The organism is Paraburkholderia phenazinium (genome assembly GCF_900141745.1).
In the GTDB taxonomy this organism is placed as follows: Bacteria; Pseudomonadota; Gammaproteobacteria; order Burkholderiales; family Burkholderiaceae; genus Paraburkholderia; species Paraburkholderia phenazinium_B.
In genome coordinates this window covers 3,441,408-3,457,251 of record NZ_FSRM01000002.1, presented here as the reverse complement: position 1 = coordinate 3,457,251, position 15,844 = coordinate 3,441,408, and the positions used below count along the sequence as shown (strand labels likewise).

Sequence of the window (15,844 nt, the reverse complement as noted above, 5' to 3'; positions counted from 1 at the left end):
GTGGCGATCTAGCGGAACCGCTGCAAAGACGGATCGGTAATCGGCTGTTCCGGCAGATTCAGCATGGCCGGCAATGAGCTCAAAGGCGGCAAGCCGCTGACATCTGCCCAGCGGCCACCGCTCGTCATGTAGATGATGGTCGGCGTGCCGTCGAAGCCGAGGCTTTGGAACGTTTTTATATTGCCGTCCAGCTTGGTTTGCGTCGCTGGCGGCACCTTTGCCAACGGTGCGATGCCGCCGGACTCTTCTTTCTCGGAGAATTTCGTCTCGAGTTCATGCATCAGCGCCGGACCATCCTGTGCCTGGAGCAGTGCGGCGGCCTTGCCGGCCGAATCCGGTTTCAGGAAGCCCATCGGGATCCAATGCACCTGCAAGCCGGCGGCTTCGTAGGGCTGGAACGCTTTCCATGCGTAGTGACAGAAGATGCAGTTGGGGTCCATGAAAACATAGATCGTCGATTTGACGTTTTTGCCCGAAGCGCCTTCCACGATCGCCGGCGCGTTCTCGAACGTCGCCGCTGCTGAGGCCGGCAGATAGGTGGGGGCGGGCTGGTCCGCCGCTACAGCAAAACCGGACACCATGATCGCGGCCGCAGCAACGGCATGTCTTACAGGTTTGAACATAAAACGCTCCTCTGGATGCAGGTCGAACGTACGCAGGTTGAACGTACAACGGCGTGAGTTCGCCAATTGTCCACGATCCTGGAGTTTGGCGTGCGCAGCTACGCAGGCAGGAGGTCCGCCGCGCGGCATTCACAGCGGCAAAATGGGGTCTCGTAGCGATCTGGCGATCGTGACCGTGCCCGAATATCAGATTGGCCCGCGCTTGCCTGGACTTCGGCCTTGATTGGTTGGCGACCCCACGGTTGCCGTTCCTCGATCAGGTAGACTTTGGACGGCTCGCGACTACCGGATCGGTCATGGACGCCCAGTTACTGATTATCTGCTCGCTGACTTTTGTCATTCATGTCGTCGCACTGAATGTGGTTGCGATGACGCTGTGAACGGGAGAGGGTATGAACTGGCTCGACAACTTATTGCCGCCGCAGATCAAGCAAAGCGATCCGGCACGCCGCAAGGTCATTCCTGAAGGCCTGTGGTTCAAGTGCCCAGCGTGCGAAGCGGTGCTTTATCGCGGCGACGTCGAAGCGAATCTTCATGTCTGCCCTAAATGTTCTCATCACATGCCTATTGGCGCCCGTGAGCGGCTGGACCATCTGCTCGACGCGGAAGGGCGCTGTGAGATTGGCCGCGAAGTATTGCCGGTCGACCCTCTGAATTTCAAGGACAACCGCACCTATCCCGATCGCCTGAGCGAAGCAATGGAAGACACGGGAGAGACTGACGCCCTGGTGGTCATGGGAGGGGCCATCCACTCGATTCCGGCCGTGGTGGCGTGCTTCGAGTTCGGATTCATGGCAGGTTCGATGGGGTCGGCTGTCGGCGAACGATTTGTGCGCGGCGTACAAAACGCCCTCGAGCAACGTACGCCTTTCGTTTGCATTGCCGCGTCTGGCGGCGCACGCATGCAGGAAAGCGTGTATTCGTTGATGCAAATGGCCAAAACCACCGCCATGTTGACGCGGCTGGCGGACGCGCGACTGCCGTTCATCTCCGTGCTCACGAATCCAACCACAGGTGGCGTATCGGCAAGCTTCGCCTTTCTCGGCGACGTGGTGATGGCCGAACCGAAGGCAATGATCGCGTTTACGGGCGAGCGGGTAATCGAGCAAACAGTACGCGAGACATTACCGGCGGGATATCAGCGCCCGGAGTTCCTGCTGCGGCGGGGCGCGATAGACATGATTGTGGACCGCCGAAAGATGCGCGACGAAATTGCACAACTGATGGCACTCCTGACCTTGCAGGCGACGGATGCGATTATGTGATGTTGACGGATCAAATTTAGATGCGCTGGCCGGCTATCGTGCGGCCAGGTGTTCCACATACGCGCATAACATGTCGGCCATTTCCGCGACCCATTTTTCGACATCGGCTTTCGACTTCGCCTTTTCGGAAACCGCTTCACCGACTTGCGACATGGTTGTCACCAACACCTCGGCAACAAACGCACGGCGCGCGGTCGTCAGATCAGGAAGCGCTTCCTTCACGAAGGCGACTGCCACGCGCATACCGGCTTGCTTCTGCTCGCGCGCCTCGGGCGATTCGCGATAAAGCGGCGCCGCATCCTCGAGTGCAATGCGAAACGCAGCTTCCTCATATTCGGTCTGGAAGAATGCCTGCACGGCTGAGCGCAGCCGGTCCAGAGGAGGGCGCGTGGGGTCGTTGAGGATGCTCTCCAGCAACGCGTGGGTCCTTGTCCATTCCTCTGTCTGCAGCCGGAACAGCATGGCCTCTTTGTTCGGGAAGTACTGGTAGAGAGAGCCGACGCTCACCCCAGCCGCTTCCGCTACCCGTGCTGCGGTAAAACGCGGCGCGCCTTCCCGCTCTAAAACGCGAACTGCGGCTTCAAGAATGTCCGCTACAAGGCGGGTTGAACGTTCCTGCTGTGGACGCTTACGTGCTGTCACGACGGGGCCTTGCCGGCGTTTCATGTCTGTGCCTTCCGAATGCGAATAGTAAATGCGACTAATTGTTCGTATTCTATCCACATGCACAACAACGTGTATTCCATTCAAAGGGTTCATTCATGATCACACTGACTCAACCGCCCGTATCTACCGTTCTGGAACAGCTATTCGCCGATGCAGACGCATCGCGGGCGCTTATGCACAGGCAGATGGCCGCTCTCTCATCCGCGGAACGCGATGCATTGATGGCAAGCGCGCGATCCGAGGACTATCAGGGGTTTTATAGGCATGCGAAGGAATTCCATCTTGCGGTCTCGAGGCAGACCGGCGCGCTGCTCTATATGTATGCGCGCATGACGAAGGCGCACTCGATTATCGAGTTCGGTACGTCGTTTGGCGTATCGACTTTGCACCTGGCCGCAGCGTTGCGGGACAACGGCGGCGGACTGCTGATCACCACCGAGTTCGAGTCTTCGAAGGTTGCCGCGGCGCGCAGGACGATTGCCGCTGCCGGTCTCGGCGACCTGGTTGAGGTGCGCGAGGGCGATGCGCTCGAAACGCTTGCGAGCGGACTGCCGGAGCACGTCGACCTGGTCCTGCTCGATGGAGCGAAGGCGCTGTACCCGGCGGTTTGCTCGCTGCTCGAACCGCGCTTACGCGCAGGCTCCGTGCTCGTGGCCGACAACGCCGACTGGAGCCCGGAGTACCTGGAAATCGTGCGTTCGAGCGGCAGATACTTCTCGCAAGGCTTGGCGGACGACGTAGAAGTTTCGATCAAGTTGTAGGCCGCCGCGCCACGCGGCGCCACGCCGCGACGAAGACTACACAGACTGCTTTTGCAGCGCCTCGATGGCCTTGGCGACGCCCGCGCCGTAGGCGGGGTCGGCCATCGTGCAATGCTCGACATGCAGTTGCTGAATCGGCTTCGATACGCCGTTCATGGCCCGCGCGGTGTTCTCGAACAACGCCTGCTTTTGCGCGGGGGTCATCTGGCGAAACAGCGCGCCGGGCTGAGAATAGTAGTCGTTGTCCACACGATGATTCCAGTGATCGGCCGTGCCTTCAATTGACAGCGGCGGTTCGCGGAAATCGGGTTGTTCCTGCCATTCGCCGCGCGTGTTCGGCTCATAGGAGGTCGCGCCACCTGAGTTCGTGTCGACGCGCATGAGCCCGTCGCGGTGATAGCTGTGCACGTACCTTGCGCCGCGCGGAGCGTTCACGGGGATCTGATGGTAGTTCACGCTCAGACGATAGCGCTGGGCGTCGCCGTACGAGAAGAGGCGCCCTTGCAACATCTTGTCGGGCGAGAAGCTGATGCCCGGTACAACGTTGGCCGGCGCGAACGCTGCCTGCTCGACATCGGCGAAGTGGTTCTCGGCATTACGGTTCAATTCCATCACGCCCACTTCGATGAGCGGATAGTCGCTTTTCGGCCAGACCTTCGTCAGATCGAATGGGTTGATGTGATAGCCGCCGGCGTCCTTCTCCGGCATGATCTGCACGGACAGAGTCCAGCGAGGAAATTCGCCGCGCTCGATCGCTTCGTAAAGGTCGCGATGATGTGTTTCGCGATCGCGGCCAACCAGCGCTTCAGCCTGGGCATCCGTCAGGTTTTCGATTCCTTGCTGCGAACGGAAGTGGAACTTGACCCAATAGCGCTCGTTCTTCGCATTGATAAAGCTAAATGTGTGGCTTCCGAATCCGTGCATATGACGGAAAGTTTTAGGAATGCCTCGCTCGCTCATCACGATCGTGATCTGGTGTAACGCTTCAGGAAGCTGCGTCCAGAAGTCCCAGTTGCTTTCTGCGCTGCGCAGACCCGTGCGCGGATCGCGCTTGATTGCATGGTTCAGGTCGGGGAATTTAAGGGGATCGCGCAGGAAAAAGACTGGCGTATTGTTGCCAACCAGATCCCAGTTACCTTCCTCGGTATAAAACTTGAGCGCAAAACCGCGGATGTCGCGTTCCGCGTCAGCCGCACCGCGTTCGCCGGCAACGGTCGAGAAACGGGCAAACATCTCGGTCTTCTTGCCGATTGCCGAAAAAATCTTTGCCCGCGTGTATTGCGTGATGTCGTGCGTGACGGTGAAGGTTCCGAATGCGCCGGATCCCTTCGCGTGCATCCGCCGTTCGGGGATCACCTCACGGTCGAAATGCGCCAGCTTCTCGAGAAACCACACGTCTTCGAGCAATGCGGGACCGCGTTGTCCGGCAGTCCTGATGTTCTGGTTGTCGACGACGGGCGCGCCGAATACGGTTGTGAGCTTCGCCATGCTAATCAACTCCTTTGATTCCAAAGATATAGAGGGAGGGCGAGAGGTGCAGAGGCGGTCATTGCCTGCGGACTCGCCGTTTCCTGTCCAGAATTACGAGGAAGGCCCCGCGCCTTGGAGGATCCGTTCCAGCTGCGCCGGCGTATCGGGCGCTCCCATGCGATTGGCCGCGCCCATTGCGTTTTCTCCGCGTGCGAGGTGCTGCATGACGATCCTCCTTTAGTCCGCGCAGCCGCAGCCGGCGTGGTGAGAGTGACCGGCCTGGCTGTCGTCCCATGCGGAGCCAAGGATGATCTGGCAGAAATTCAGGCGCTTGTAGGTCGGGTCGCGAAGCTCGAGAACGTCGGCCTTGACGTTGCCGAACGTGGTTTCGGGTTTCTTGATCGTGCCTTGAGCGAACGCATCGATGATGTCGTTCTTGAAGGATTTCTCGCGCGGGTGCGCGGCGACGACCTGGATCCGTTGTTCTTCGCTGAACTCGTGATAGGTGAGACCGAGCACATCCATCTCGACGCCGGCGGTGACCAGCGCGACGACGGGCTTCATGTGTTCGGGAACGCCCGGCGTCGTATGCAGTGCGATGGAGGTCCAGACCTGCTCGATGTCATATTCGTTCACGCCATACTGCGTGAGGAAGTCGCGCGCTGCGTTTGCACCATCGACTTCGAAGCGGTCTTTCTTGCTGCTGTATGCATCGACGAGCCCCATGTCGTGGAACATGGCGCCGATATACAGCAGCTCCGGATCGTACTTGAGATTTTTGCGTTGACCGGAGAGTGCGCCGAACAGGAACACACGCCGGGAATGGTTGTAGAGCAGGTCCGGTTCGGTGTCGCGGACCAGTTCAGTAGCAGCACGTGCCATGATGCTGTCGGGGATCTTGATTCCGGCGATGGTGGTAGTCATATAGCATTCCTTAGTGATGGTTGAGGAGCTGTTGATAGTGGTTCTGGCGAGTGTGCTGGCCGCGAGCGGTGAAGCGGGGCGCCCGCGACCCGATGCTGCTATTCAGGTGAAAAAGCCAGGTGAGACTGGATCGCTGGCGGGAAACGTCAGCATCAAATACTCGTCGAGGAGATCGTCTTCACTCGCATGCACAGCGTGTTCGGCGAGTGCGCGAAACGTGGCGCTGCGGACGGTAGCCGAAGCGGGCGCGGCAGCGAGTGAGGGGTGTTCGACAGGGTGGTTCATGATGTCCGTCCGAAGTCGTGTTGATGGAGACCAGTATTGGTCAACGCCCCTTGACGGGCAACGACGAAGAACCGTGCATCACTGCCAGGCGCACGACGTTTTCTGCCGTGGCGGGGGATAGGGTGAGTTTATTGAGGTGATTGGCTCGTTTTCGGACAAGCGGGGAGTGCCGATTCGCGGGCTTGGGGTGCGTGTTCAGTGCACGCTGTGAAGGCCCGGATGGTTTGATTCTGGTGGTTGTGTGGGTTTCGTTGCGTTGGGTCTGGATGACGTTCGCGCATGGGATGAAGCATCTTCGCGTAGGGCTTACGCGAAGATGCTTTCGGTTCGCTAGAGCGGTTTTAGTGCGGAGTTGCTGAGGTTAGTGGCCGCCGTGACCGCCGCCGCAACCGCCACTGCTGCCGCCTCCGTGGCCGCCACTGCCGAAGCCGCCCCCGTGACCGCCGCTGCCGAAGCCGCCACTGCCGAAACCGCCGCTATGGCCGCCGCTGCCGAAGCCGCCGCTGCTGTGACCGCCGCCATCGCCGGAGCCGTGGCCTCCGTTGCTGCTGCCGTGACCACCGTTGCCGCTGCCGTGACCACCGTCGCCGGAGCCGTGACCACCGTCACCGGAGCCGTGACCGCCGTCACCGGAGCCGTGACCACCGTCACCAGAGCCGTGACCGCCGTCACCGGAGCCGTGACCACTATCGCCGGAGCCGTGACCACCGTCGCCGGAGCCGTGACCGCCGTCACCGGAGCCGTGACCACCGTCACCAGAGCCGTGACCACCGTCGCCGCTGCCATGGCCGCCGTCGCCGGAACTGTGGCCGCTGCCGCTACCATGGCCGCCATCGCCGCTGCCGTGACCACCGTCACCGGAGCCGTGACCGCCGTCGCCGCTACCGTGGCCGCTGTCGCCCGCACAACCACTGCCAGAGCCACCCGTGCCTGTGCCGCCGGTGCCCGAGCCACCCGTGCCTGTGCCGCCGGTGCCCGAGCCACCCGTGCCCGAGCCACCCGTGCCCGAGCCGCCCGTGCCCGAGCCGCCCGTGCCCGAGCCGCCCGTGCCCGAGCCGCCCGTGCCCGAACCACCAGTGCCCGAGCCGCCAGTGCCCGAGCCGCCCGTGCCCGAGCCGCCCGTGCCCGAGCCGCCCGTGCCCGAACCACCCGTGCCCGAACCACCAGCGCCCGAGCCGCCCGTGCCCGAACCACCGGTGCCCGAACCACCGGTGCCCGAGCCACCGGTACCCGCTCCACCGGTACCCGATCCACCCGTACCGGATCCACCACTGCCCGAACTACCACTCCCAGACCCACCACTCCCACTACCCGCACCACCGCTACCTTTACCACCACCACCCGCAGCCCCGGCCCCGGCATTGCCGGTTCCACCACTCCCTGATCCCTGGCTTCCGGACGCCGTGCCATTCGTTCCACTCGACGGGGTGCCCGCGCCGAATGCGCTTTGCGGACCTACCGTGCCACCGGTATCCGAATCTTGCAGGCCACTAAGCAACGCCGGCAGGCCATTACCGTCCTCCTTGCGGCATCCATGCGTGCTTGACTGGGGACAATCTTGCGTCGGGTCTTGAGCCAACACAAATTGCGGGGGACTACTCTCGCTCTTCCAGAGTGGCGCAGTTTGCGCGGCGTATGGATTCGATTGGGCACAAGCCATTCCCGCATATAAGGTCACTGCGGTTGCAATCGCTATCCTGCACATTCCGATCGAGGCGGATGCACTTTTATATCTTTTCATATCGTACCCCTAATTATCTATTCGAAGCCGGTTCCTGGGGAGCCGTTCAAAGTCCTCCCGCTTACAGAGGCCGGGTCTTCGTGACCGTGTCAGGCGGAATCGTGGGTCTCCTAACCATTCCCCGAAGTCCGCTCGTAGAACAGATCTGGATATGACGGAATGTGATCCGTGCGCGTGGCGCGTGCACCTCTATACCCGACGCAAAGGGGATGCATCCCGTTGATACAGACGCAAATGAAAGGTAGTGGAGCAGGTACAGACACACTGTTCGGCACCACACGCATAGAGCAGATGCGAGCGGATTTACTCGTAATACGAAGTTAAAAACTGTCAAATAGCGTTAGATTTACCGGGCTAAAATGAAAATGGAATTTTCTGACAATCAGTATGGAATCCGAATTAAACGTGCTGGTTTTAAACAGATGGGAGTGCGTTGATAGAGGGGATTGCGCCCGCAGAGGCCGATGCGATTTCTCCGTCAAACGTCGGTCGTACAGATTTCGCGGTGAGGGGATTTTAGAATCTGGGAGACACTCTCATCTGATCATTGATCGAGAGTAAAAAATTTCCTCGGCGAGAAAAATGCTGCAAAAACGACCGAATTTGCGTGAATGCCATCCGCTGATGCAAGGGCGGCCGAGGGTAAACCTGGGAATGAGATGAGCGATGCATGGCTCAGAGCATTCGTAGTAGGTTGTTCGCGCCTCACGCTTCGAGTTTTTCGATGTCAGCTTTGACGTGTAGTTCGATGTGCTTCGGATGTTTTACACGCGCGTGTTTCGGCGCCTGTTCGAGCATCGCGTCCGGCGGCAGCCATACGCAGGCACGGCTGGCTAAGGCCGATAGTTCGGACACCAATTCAAATTGAATGGTGAGCGTTCGTGGTCTGTCGAAAAGCGCGCTGAAGGGCACATTGTTCCGCCATAACGACGACTCGAGTTCGCATCTGAAGCGGGCATTCCTGCCGCCACCGCGGGCGACCGACTTCTGAGCGCGCTAGTGGGCTGAGCGCAGGATCCGGGGCGAGGTGTTGATCCGGCCCCGCTGTCCGCGACCGTCGGCATTGCACCGAGCGGGCGTCCCGATTGTCAGATTTCCGAGAAAAGTCATTTCCAAACTTAGGTATTTACCCTGGGCTGCTCGCCTCATAGACTGTATTCACCTGCTGCACATCAACCTGTTTGCAGCGCCGTGTAAAACAATTTGTGGAGGTTTTAATCATGAACTCGATCATCAAGGCTGTCGCCATCGCTGTCGCTCTTTCCGCTCCGGTGGTTTCATTTGCTCAATCGAACCAACCTTTGACGCGTGCAGAAGTGCGCAGTCAACTGGTTCAACTGGAAAAGGCCGGTTATAACCCCGCCTCGGCCGACAATGCCACGTACCCGGCTGACCTGCAGGCTGCAGAAGCCAAAGTCGCCGCACAAAACGGTGCAACTGACGTCGGCGGCGTCGCAAACGGTTCGTCGGATACAGGACACCGGGCCATTTCGAAGGCCGAGTGGAACGAGATGTACGGCCACTAAGGTCTAGCCAGACACACGCTGAAGGATCTTGACGCGTCGGCATAGCGAATACCGTGCAGTCAAGGCATTGCGCCGCGACACGTCACCATCCACGAAACTGGCTCGCTAGCGGGTTGGACCGCAGTAGCGAGCCGGTTTTGTTTTGAACACCTCCGCCGTCGGATTCCCGATGGCTTCGCTCAGGCCTTCACGGTCTGGGCGCTTTTTGTTATTCATCAATGCTGGTTCACGTCCGGGCAACCGCGTCACCCTATTCAGCGCGCGGCCCAAAGCAGTCCACGCAACATGATTTCGCGCGCTTGCGGGACCTCGAAATCGGCGTTGACGTGCCCCAGCGAAGAATAGAACACCCTGCCTTTGCCCCACTTGCGTTTCCACGCGACCGGCATGACGACACCCGTTACCTGTGGCTCATGTTCCCGAACATACGGCCCGTCGAAGCAGGTCGTCGCAAGAACCTCGTTGCTCGGATCAAAATGCATGAAGTACTGCTCTGAGTGCATCGAGAAATCGGCGAGACCGTGCATAACGGGATCATCGGGTGCCGTGATCTGAACGGTGTAGTCCACGATGTTGCCGGGATGCGCAACCCATTGGCCCCCCACCATGAACTGGTAGTCGGGGTTCGCACGGAACGCGTCGCCGGCGCCCCCGTGCCAGCCTCCGAAACCCACACCGCCACGAACCGCTGCGAGCAGATTCTCCGTTTGAGGTTTGTCCAGCTGGCCCATGGTGAAGCAGTTGACGATCAGATTCTGCTCAGCGAGATGGTCACGGTCGAGGTATACGCCAAGATCGTTGTGAATCTCTACCGTGAACCCTTGCCGCTCGAGCAGGCTTGCGAAGCGCTCGGTCGTCAGGCGCGGCTCGTGGCCGTCCCAACCGCCCCAGACCATCAATGCCGAGCGGCGTGGTGTCAGGTTGTTTTCAGGCATGGGTGATTCCCTCGTTTGTCATCGCCAGAGGCTGCGTCGACATAGGTGCAGGCCGCTGGAAAGTGCTGTCGATCGATACGGTCTGGCGCCGGGTCGCCGCGGCAAGAAAGCCGTGCATGACCTCCAGCACGTGATAGCCGATCTCGCCATCCGTGCGCGGACGCTCGCCGGTCTGGAGCGCATGCGCCAGTTCCGCGATGCCGAGCCCTCTGGTGTTGGTGCTATAGGGGTGCGAGAGCGGCACGTCAGTCCACTCGCCGTCGCGAACCTTCAGACTGACTGGACCGCCGAACGTATTGGGGTCCGGCACGCTCAGGCTGCCTTCTGTTCCATGCACTTCGATGAAGGGCAGTTTTGCCCCCCAGATGTCGAAGCTCGTCACAATGGTTCCGATTGCACCGTTGACGAACTGCATCTGCCCGGCGACGTGGGTTGGCGTATTCACTGCGATCCGCTGACCGCGTTTGGGCTTGCTCCCAATGATGCGTTCCGGAAAGCTCGCGCGCGCAAATGCCGATACGGAATCGATCGGCCCGATCAGATTGACCAGCGCACTCAGGTAATACGGCCCCATGTCGAACATCGGGCCGGCGCCTGGCTGGTAGTAGAACGCCGGGTCAGGGTGCCAGCCTTCATGCCCATGGTTGGTCATGAAGGCTGTCGCGGCGATCGGCTCGCCGATCGCGCCGCTATCGATCAATTGACGGCAGGTCTGGATCCCTGCGCCCAGTACTGTGTCCGGCGCACAGCAGATTTGCAGCGCGGCAGAGCGGGCCGTCTCGATCAGTCCGCGTGCCGCATCGAGGTCGAGGGTAAGCGGCTTTTCGTTGTAGACGTGCTTGCCCGACTGCAGCGCGTGCCGCGCTATCTCCGCATGCTGGGCAGGCTGCGTGAGATTGAGGATCAGGTCAATGCCGGAGTCTTCAAAGACCGCGTCGGCGGTAAGAACACGCTCCACCCGGTGACGGAGAGCTGAAGCCCGTGCGCGTTCCGTGTCGAGATCCGCGACGGCGCAGACCTCGACGTCGGCGAACTTCGCGAGGTTGGTGAGATAGATTTCGCTGATAAAGCCGCAGCCGACAACCGCGACACGCAGCTTGTGATGCGATGCTGAAGTCATATGACGTTGCCTCGAACGAATGAACAGGTGCCCACCAGCAGGCCGATGGGAAAAATTTCTAAAGCATTTCACCCCTTGACGGAGCCGACCATCATCCCTTTTATGATGCGTTCCTGGCCGAACGCGTAGGCGACGATCAACGGCAAGGACGTCAGCGTGACAACCGCCAGGGTGGCTGGAATATTCGCTGCGTACTGGCCCTGGAAGTCCCACACTGCAAGCGGCAGCGTGCGATTGCCTGGCGTCGAGGTGAGGACATAGGCAAAGATGAATTCATTCCACAACGCGATCGCGTTGTAGATGGCGACCGTGGCAAGTCCCGGCCCCGACAGCGGAACGAAGATTCGCCAGAAAATGGCAAACGGTCCGCAGCCGTCGAGCAGCGCGGCTTCTTCCAGTTCACGCGGAATCTGGCGCATGAACTCCGTGAGAATAAAGATCGAAACCGGCAGGCTAGAGGCGACATAAGGGCCGATCAAGGCGAACGGTGTGTCGTATAGCCCCGCTGTGCGTGTCATGAGATAGACCGGTACCAGGGTGACGTGCAGCGGCACGATCATCCCCGCGACGACAATCGAGAAAATCGATCTGTTGAGCCGCGAGCTCATGCGCGCGAATACGTAGGCGGCCATTGAGGCGGTCAACAGGATCAACGTAGTCGACAGTCCCACCACGAAAAGGCTATTGCGCAGGTAGACCCAAAATCCGCCTTGCAGGACTGCTTGATAGTTACTCAGGTCAAGAGCCGACGGGAGCGACCAGGCCGATCCGGAATATGTGTCCTGCTGGGACTTCAGGCTGGTTACCACGACGAACAGAAAGGGCAGCGTCGTTACCGCAAGCCAGCCGATACCGAGCGTCAGCACCATTGCCCGCGATACGGAAAACCCGGGGGTACGAAATGGGGTATCCGATTCAACATGAATGTTGGGGATCGCTTTCATATCTGCGTCTCGAAGCGGCGTGTCAGGGTCAGGGTGACGCTGGCGACGACGAGCACGATCAGGAACATCGCCGAGGCGATAGTGCTGCCGTAGCCGAGCTGAAACGAACTGAAGACTGTGCGGTACATGTAGGTCGCCATGAGTTCCGATGCGCCGTCAGGACCGCCGCCCGTCATGACGAAAATCAGATCGAAATAGCGCAGCGAACCGATTACGGCAAGCAGCACCCCCGTGCGCAACGTGCCTTGCAGATGCGGTAATTCGATGTGCCAAAAAATCCTCCACGGAGAGGCTCCGTCAAGGCGTGCTGCTTCGCGCAACTCCGGCGAGAGGGAAGAGAGGCCGGCCATGAAGAGAATCATGTAGAACGGGATGTTCTGCCAGCAGATTACCGCCAGCGTGGCGCCTAAAGCGAAGCGTCCGTCGCCTAGCCAGTCTTGCGCCAGATTGCCAAACCCAAGGGCGTTCAAGGCCGCATTTAGCGGACCGAAGTTCGGGTCATACACGTTCTTGAACACGACACCGATGGCCACACTCGACATCAACAGGGGCAGGAAATACAGGATCTTGAGGGTGCGTGATCCGCGGCCGGCCTTGTCGAGCATGACGGCGAGCGTCAAGGCGATCGGCATCTGGATCAGCACGGAGAACACTGCAAGTATCAGGTTGTTGCGGACTGCTTTAAAAAATGCCGGATCGTGCGCGAGATGAATCCAGTTCTGGGCGCCAATGAAGTGTTCCGTGGCGCCGAGTCCATTCCAGTCGAGCGTCGACAAGCGGAAGCTCGAGATCAAGGGGTACAGCAGGAAGAGGCCGAGCAACGCGATGGCGGGCGCGAGAAACGTCGCCGAGACTAACGCGGACGGTCTTCCCAGGCGCGATCGCTTCGGCATGAGCACCATGGGAAGCTTGATGAAACTCACATCTTTCTCCGTCAGTCGAAGGAAATCGGCCGGTCGCCGGACGCCCGCCGCTCAAGCAAACTGAGGGTAGTCAGTTAAGGTCCTTCTTCGCTTCGGCTTCCATCTGCTGTGCGGCCTCCTGCGGGGTCATCGTCAGCCCGAACAGCGCCTGCGTCGTGTTTTTGTGCAATTCGCCGAGCGCCGGCGGCAACTCCTGGTCGTACCAGAGTTGCACCGCGGGTGCATCGGAGACCGTCTTTAGAAAGCGTTTAAGCATCGGATCGCTGACTTCCAGGTTCTTGACCGGCGGTATGCGTGTGTCCGCCACGCGCTCCCGCATGGATTGATCGTCCGTCATCGACTCGATCAGTTTGAACGCTGCCTGCGGATCCGGGCAGGCCTTGGAGATACTGTAGAAGTTATCGCCCACCGTGCCGATCACATCGTTCGGGTTGCCTTTGCCACCGGGCACGGTAGGAAAGGGAAAGTAGTCGAGCTTTGAATAGAACGCCGGGTTCTCCGCTTTCACGGTGGATGCTTCCCAACTCCCGATGAGTTCCATTGCTGCGCGCCCGGAATAGAGCAGGCGTCTTGACGCGCCGATGTCGTAGTCGAGCCCATTGAATCCCTGCGCGAAAGCGCCCGCCTTGACCAGTTCCTGCACGCGCGTGCCTGCCTCTACGAAAGCGGGATCGGCGAAGCTGCCACCTGGCGCTCGCATGACCGCTCGGCGGACCACATCGGACCCGCCTATACGGTCGACCAGGTACATGTAGTACATGGACCCCGTCCATTTGTTTTTGTTGGCCAACGCAAAGGGCGCAATGTTATTCGCTTTCAGTACGTTGATCACATGGAGCAAGTCGTCCCAGGTCTTCGGGGGCGTCAGCTTGTACTTGTCGAAAATCTCCTTGTTATAGAACACGACGGCTACCGACGTGTTCTCGGCAGGGATGGCCCAAACCTTGTTATCGAAGGTGGCTGCCGGCCACGCGGTGTCCAGAAAACGGCTTTGAAACGAGGGATTTTGCTGAAGATAAGGCGTGAGATCGACCACCTGACTGGACTTCACATACTCGCGCAAAGGACCACCGCCCCAGCTCGAAAACACGCAGGGCGGCTGGTTCGCACCAAACGCGATTTTCAGTTTGGTCTTGTACGCATCGTTCAGGACGTGCGATGACTCGACTTTGAAGCCGGGATTGGCTTTCTCGAACCGCGCGGCGGCATCGTTGATGATCTTCGGGCCTGCGCCGACCGTTTGCGAATCCCATTCGGTCAGCGTTTTCGTTTGAGCAGCGGCCATGCTCACCGGTCCCAACGCACCGAGGCCTGTGGAGAGCGCTGCACAGGCAATGGTCAGGGTCCGGCGGTAGTTGAAGATCGAAACGATTCCGTTCATATCTTTCCACTGTAGTTATAAAATGTTTTATAGCGTTACCGCTAACGTTATGTAACAATACTAGTGAGTGGCCATCCTCGATGAAATGCGTATTTACCCGAGCCGGGAGCCCGGGTAGGGGGTCTTCAGACCCGGTGGCCGCGGACCACGTGCCCCAGCCGATGCAACTTGCATTGCGACAATCGGCTGTGGTGATTGGTTAATCCTACTAAGTTGATTTTTGCTCATGGCAAGACAGACCCCCACGTTGGCGCGGCTCGCGGAGTTGGCCGGCATTTCCCAGATGAGCGCGTCGCGCGCCATCAATGACCGTCATGGGGTGTCGGAGCAGACACGCGACAAGGTTCTGCGCATTGCCGCGGAGATCGGTTATGTCGCTAATCGGACCGCGCAGAAATTGTCAGGCGGGCGTACCCGGATTGTCGGCTTGCTCACCCCGGTCCGGCAGGATCAGTTCGTTAGCGAGTTGATCATCGGTTCGGGCCGGGCAGCGCGGAAGGCGGGATACGAGATGCTGGTGTACCCCGTATTCGACGAAGAACGCGAGACGCATCACAACGTGTTGACGCTGCTGCAGCAGTTTTCGGACGGACTGGTGGCTATCCTTCCCCACGATGATGCGCCTTATCTGAAGGCGTTGAACGAGGCGGATGTCCCGGTCGTGGTGGTGGATCAGCGTGGTGTTTTCCCGCAATATCCCTCGGTTGCATCGGACAACTATGAAGGCGCACGCCTGGCCGTGCAGCATCTGGTCGAGCTTGGTCATACGCGGATTGCTTTTATCAGCGGTGACGAGCGGCTGACCGCTGCGCAAGACAGGGCGCGCGGTTTTAATGACGCGATGCGACAACAGGGCTTGCGTCCTGAAGCGAGCTTGACAGCGATTGGGCGGTTTAGTCAGGCGATGGGTTTCAAGGCGGCATCGCATCTGTTGAAGTTAAAGCGTCCACCCACTGCGATCTTCGCCGCGAATGATCTGAGCGCGTTTGGTGCGATTGCCGCAGCGCATGAACTGGGAATGCGTGTTCCGGACGACGTGTCCATCATCGGGTTCGACGACGTGCCGATGGCCTCGCAGGTTTATCCTCCGCTGACGACCATTCGTCAGCCGCTACAGCAGATGGGGAGATCGGCGGTCAACATCCTGTTGGCCCGGATTGCCGGGATCGAATTGCCCTCGGATCGCATCACGTTGCCGACCGATCTGATCCTCCGCAACTCCACAGCGCGCCCTGCAGAAAAGCGTGTCGCGCAGCGGTAGCGCTACGACCCATTTCAAC

General features: G+C 59.7%; 16 protein-coding genes. 4 read left to right on the top strand and 12 right to left on the bottom strand.

What is annotated here, in order from left to right; all coding sequences use genetic code 11:
* Window positions 1-8 precede the first annotated feature (8 nt).
* Window positions 9-623, bottom strand: coding sequence for a thioredoxin fold domain-containing protein (locus BUS06_RS35360; protein WP_143787707.1), 615 nt, complete (start codon window positions 621-623; stop codon window positions 9-11).
* 392 nt (window positions 624-1,015) lie between these two features.
* Between BUS06_RS35360 and accD the strand changes: the two genes are divergently transcribed.
* On the top strand, window positions 1,016-1,888 hold the full coding sequence (accD, locus tag BUS06_RS35355) for an acetyl-CoA carboxylase, carboxyltransferase subunit beta (protein WP_074268884.1): 873 nt from the start codon (window positions 1,016-1,018) through the stop codon (window positions 1,886-1,888).
* Window positions 1,889-1,921: 33 nt separating this feature from the next.
* On the opposite strand, the gene BUS06_RS35350 is transcribed toward accD, so the two are convergent.
* A complete protein-coding gene (locus BUS06_RS35350; RefSeq protein WP_074268883.1) occupies window positions 1,922-2,554 on the bottom strand; it encodes a TetR/AcrR family transcriptional regulator in 633 nt (210 codons plus the stop codon).
* A gap of 95 nt (window positions 2,555-2,649) precedes the next feature.
* Here BUS06_RS35350 and BUS06_RS35345 point away from each other — a divergent pair, with 95 nt between their 5' ends.
* Window positions 2,650-3,315 carry an O-methyltransferase gene (locus BUS06_RS35345; protein WP_074268882.1) on the top strand — a complete coding sequence of 222 codons (666 nt, stop codon included), beginning with the start codon at window positions 2,650-2,652 and terminating at the stop codon, window positions 3,313-3,315.
* Window positions 3,316-3,351: 36 nt separating this feature from the next.
* On the opposite strand, the gene BUS06_RS35340 is transcribed toward BUS06_RS35345, so the two are convergent.
* From BUS06_RS35340 to BUS06_RS35320, 5 genes are all read right to left on the bottom strand, one after another.
* Window positions 3,352-4,803: a catalase gene (locus BUS06_RS35340; protein WP_074268881.1), complete on the bottom strand. Its 1,452-nt coding sequence runs from the start codon at window positions 4,801-4,803 to the stop codon at window positions 3,352-3,354.
* A gap of 219 nt (window positions 4,804-5,022) precedes the next feature.
* Entirely contained in the window at window positions 5,023-5,709 is a 687-nt protein-coding gene (locus tag BUS06_RS35335; protein WP_074268880.1) for an HD domain-containing protein, read from the bottom strand.
* Window positions 5,710-5,811: 102 nt separating this feature from the next.
* A complete protein-coding gene (locus tag BUS06_RS35330) occupies window positions 5,812-5,994 on the bottom strand; it encodes a hypothetical protein (protein ID WP_074268879.1) in 183 nt (60 codons plus the stop codon).
* 361 nt (window positions 5,995-6,355) lie between these two features.
* A complete protein-coding gene (locus tag BUS06_RS38015) occupies window positions 6,356-7,573 on the bottom strand; it encodes a cell wall anchor protein (RefSeq protein ID WP_167379458.1) in 1,218 nt (405 codons plus the stop codon).
* A gap of 867 nt (window positions 7,574-8,440) precedes the next feature.
* Window positions 8,441-8,647 carry a hypothetical protein gene (locus BUS06_RS35320; protein WP_074268877.1) on the bottom strand — a complete coding sequence of 69 codons (207 nt, stop codon included), beginning with the start codon at window positions 8,645-8,647 and terminating at the stop codon, window positions 8,441-8,443.
* Window positions 8,648-8,955: 308 nt separating this feature from the next.
* On the opposite strand from BUS06_RS35320, the gene BUS06_RS35315 reads away from it, so the two are divergent.
* A complete protein-coding gene (locus BUS06_RS35315; RefSeq protein ID WP_074268876.1) occupies window positions 8,956-9,261 on the top strand; it encodes a DUF4148 domain-containing protein in 306 nt (101 codons plus the stop codon).
* Between the two features lie 254 nt (window positions 9,262-9,515).
* On the opposite strand, the gene BUS06_RS35310 is transcribed toward BUS06_RS35315, so the two are convergent.
* The 5 genes from BUS06_RS35310 to BUS06_RS35290 all read right to left on the bottom strand — a co-directional run bounded on the left by BUS06_RS35310 (window position 9,516) and on the right by BUS06_RS35290 (window position 14,564).
* The gene (locus BUS06_RS35310) at window positions 9,516-10,196 is read right to left on the bottom strand and encodes a ThuA domain-containing protein (RefSeq protein ID WP_074268875.1); all 681 of its coding nucleotides are present in this window, start codon (window positions 10,194-10,196) and stop codon (window positions 9,516-9,518) included.
* Window positions 10,189-11,316, bottom strand: coding sequence for a Gfo/Idh/MocA family protein (locus BUS06_RS35305; RefSeq protein WP_074268874.1), 1,128 nt, complete (start codon window positions 11,314-11,316; stop codon window positions 10,189-10,191). Before BUS06_RS35305 ends, BUS06_RS35310 begins: the two co-directional genes overlap by 8 nt.
* 68 nt (window positions 11,317-11,384) lie before the next feature.
* Entirely contained in the window at window positions 11,385-12,260 is an 876-nt protein-coding gene (locus BUS06_RS35300; protein ID WP_174567556.1) for a carbohydrate ABC transporter permease, read from the bottom strand.
* The gene (locus BUS06_RS35295) at window positions 12,257-13,183 is read right to left on the bottom strand and encodes a carbohydrate ABC transporter permease (RefSeq protein ID WP_254369056.1); all 927 of its coding nucleotides are present in this window, start codon (window positions 13,181-13,183) and stop codon (window positions 12,257-12,259) included. Before BUS06_RS35295 ends, BUS06_RS35300 begins: the two co-directional genes overlap by 4 nt.
* Window positions 13,184-13,253: 70 nt before the next feature.
* A complete protein-coding gene (locus BUS06_RS35290; RefSeq protein ID WP_074268872.1) occupies window positions 13,254-14,564 on the bottom strand; it encodes an extracellular solute-binding protein in 1,311 nt (436 codons plus the stop codon).
* A gap of 226 nt (window positions 14,565-14,790) precedes the next feature.
* On the opposite strand from BUS06_RS35290, the gene BUS06_RS35285 reads away from it, so the two are divergent.
* Window positions 14,791-15,825, top strand: coding sequence for a LacI family DNA-binding transcriptional regulator (locus tag BUS06_RS35285; protein WP_074268871.1), 1,035 nt, complete (start codon window positions 14,791-14,793; stop codon window positions 15,823-15,825).
* Window positions 15,826-15,844 lie beyond the last annotated feature (19 nt).

Excerpts from the sequence above, each read along its gene's own strand:
- BUS06_RS35305 (WP_074268874.1), bottom strand. The coding sequence starts at position 11,316 with ATGACTTCAGCATCGCATCACAAGCTGCGTGTCGCGGTTGTCGGCTGC.
- BUS06_RS35335 (WP_074268880.1), bottom strand. The coding sequence starts at position 5,709 with ATGACTACCACCATCGCCGGAATCAAGATCCCCGACAGCATCATGGCA.
- BUS06_RS35310 (WP_074268875.1), bottom strand. The coding sequence starts at position 10,196 with ATGCCTGAAAACAACCTGACACCACGCCGCTCGGCATTGATGGTCTGG.
- BUS06_RS35350 (WP_074268883.1), bottom strand. The coding sequence starts at position 2,554 with ATGAAACGCCGGCAAGGCCCCGTCGTGACAGCACGTAAGCGTCCACAG.
- BUS06_RS35360 (WP_143787707.1), bottom strand. The coding sequence starts at position 623 with ATGTTCAAACCTGTAAGACATGCCGTTGCTGCGGCCGCGATCATGGTG.
- BUS06_RS35340 (WP_074268881.1), bottom strand. The coding sequence starts at position 4,803 with ATGGCGAAGCTCACAACCGTATTCGGCGCGCCCGTCGTCGACAACCAG.
- BUS06_RS35290 (WP_074268872.1), bottom strand. The coding sequence starts at position 14,564 with ATGAACGGAATCGTTTCGATCTTCAACTACCGCCGGACCCTGACCATT.
- BUS06_RS35300 (WP_174567556.1), bottom strand. The coding sequence starts at position 12,260 with ATGAAAGCGATCCCCAACATTCATGTTGAATCGGATACCCCATTTCGT.
- BUS06_RS35330 (WP_074268879.1), bottom strand. The coding sequence starts at position 5,994 with ATGAACCACCCTGTCGAACACCCCTCACTCGCTGCCGCGCCCGCTTCG.
- BUS06_RS35315 (WP_074268876.1), top strand. The coding sequence starts at position 8,956 with ATGAACTCGATCATCAAGGCTGTCGCCATCGCTGTCGCTCTTTCCGCT.
- BUS06_RS35345 (WP_074268882.1), top strand. The coding sequence starts at position 2,650 with ATGATCACACTGACTCAACCGCCCGTATCTACCGTTCTGGAACAGCTA.
- accD (WP_074268884.1), top strand. The coding sequence starts at position 1,016 with ATGAACTGGCTCGACAACTTATTGCCGCCGCAGATCAAGCAAAGCGAT.
- BUS06_RS35285 (WP_074268871.1), top strand. The coding sequence starts at position 14,791 with ATGGCAAGACAGACCCCCACGTTGGCGCGGCTCGCGGAGTTGGCCGGC.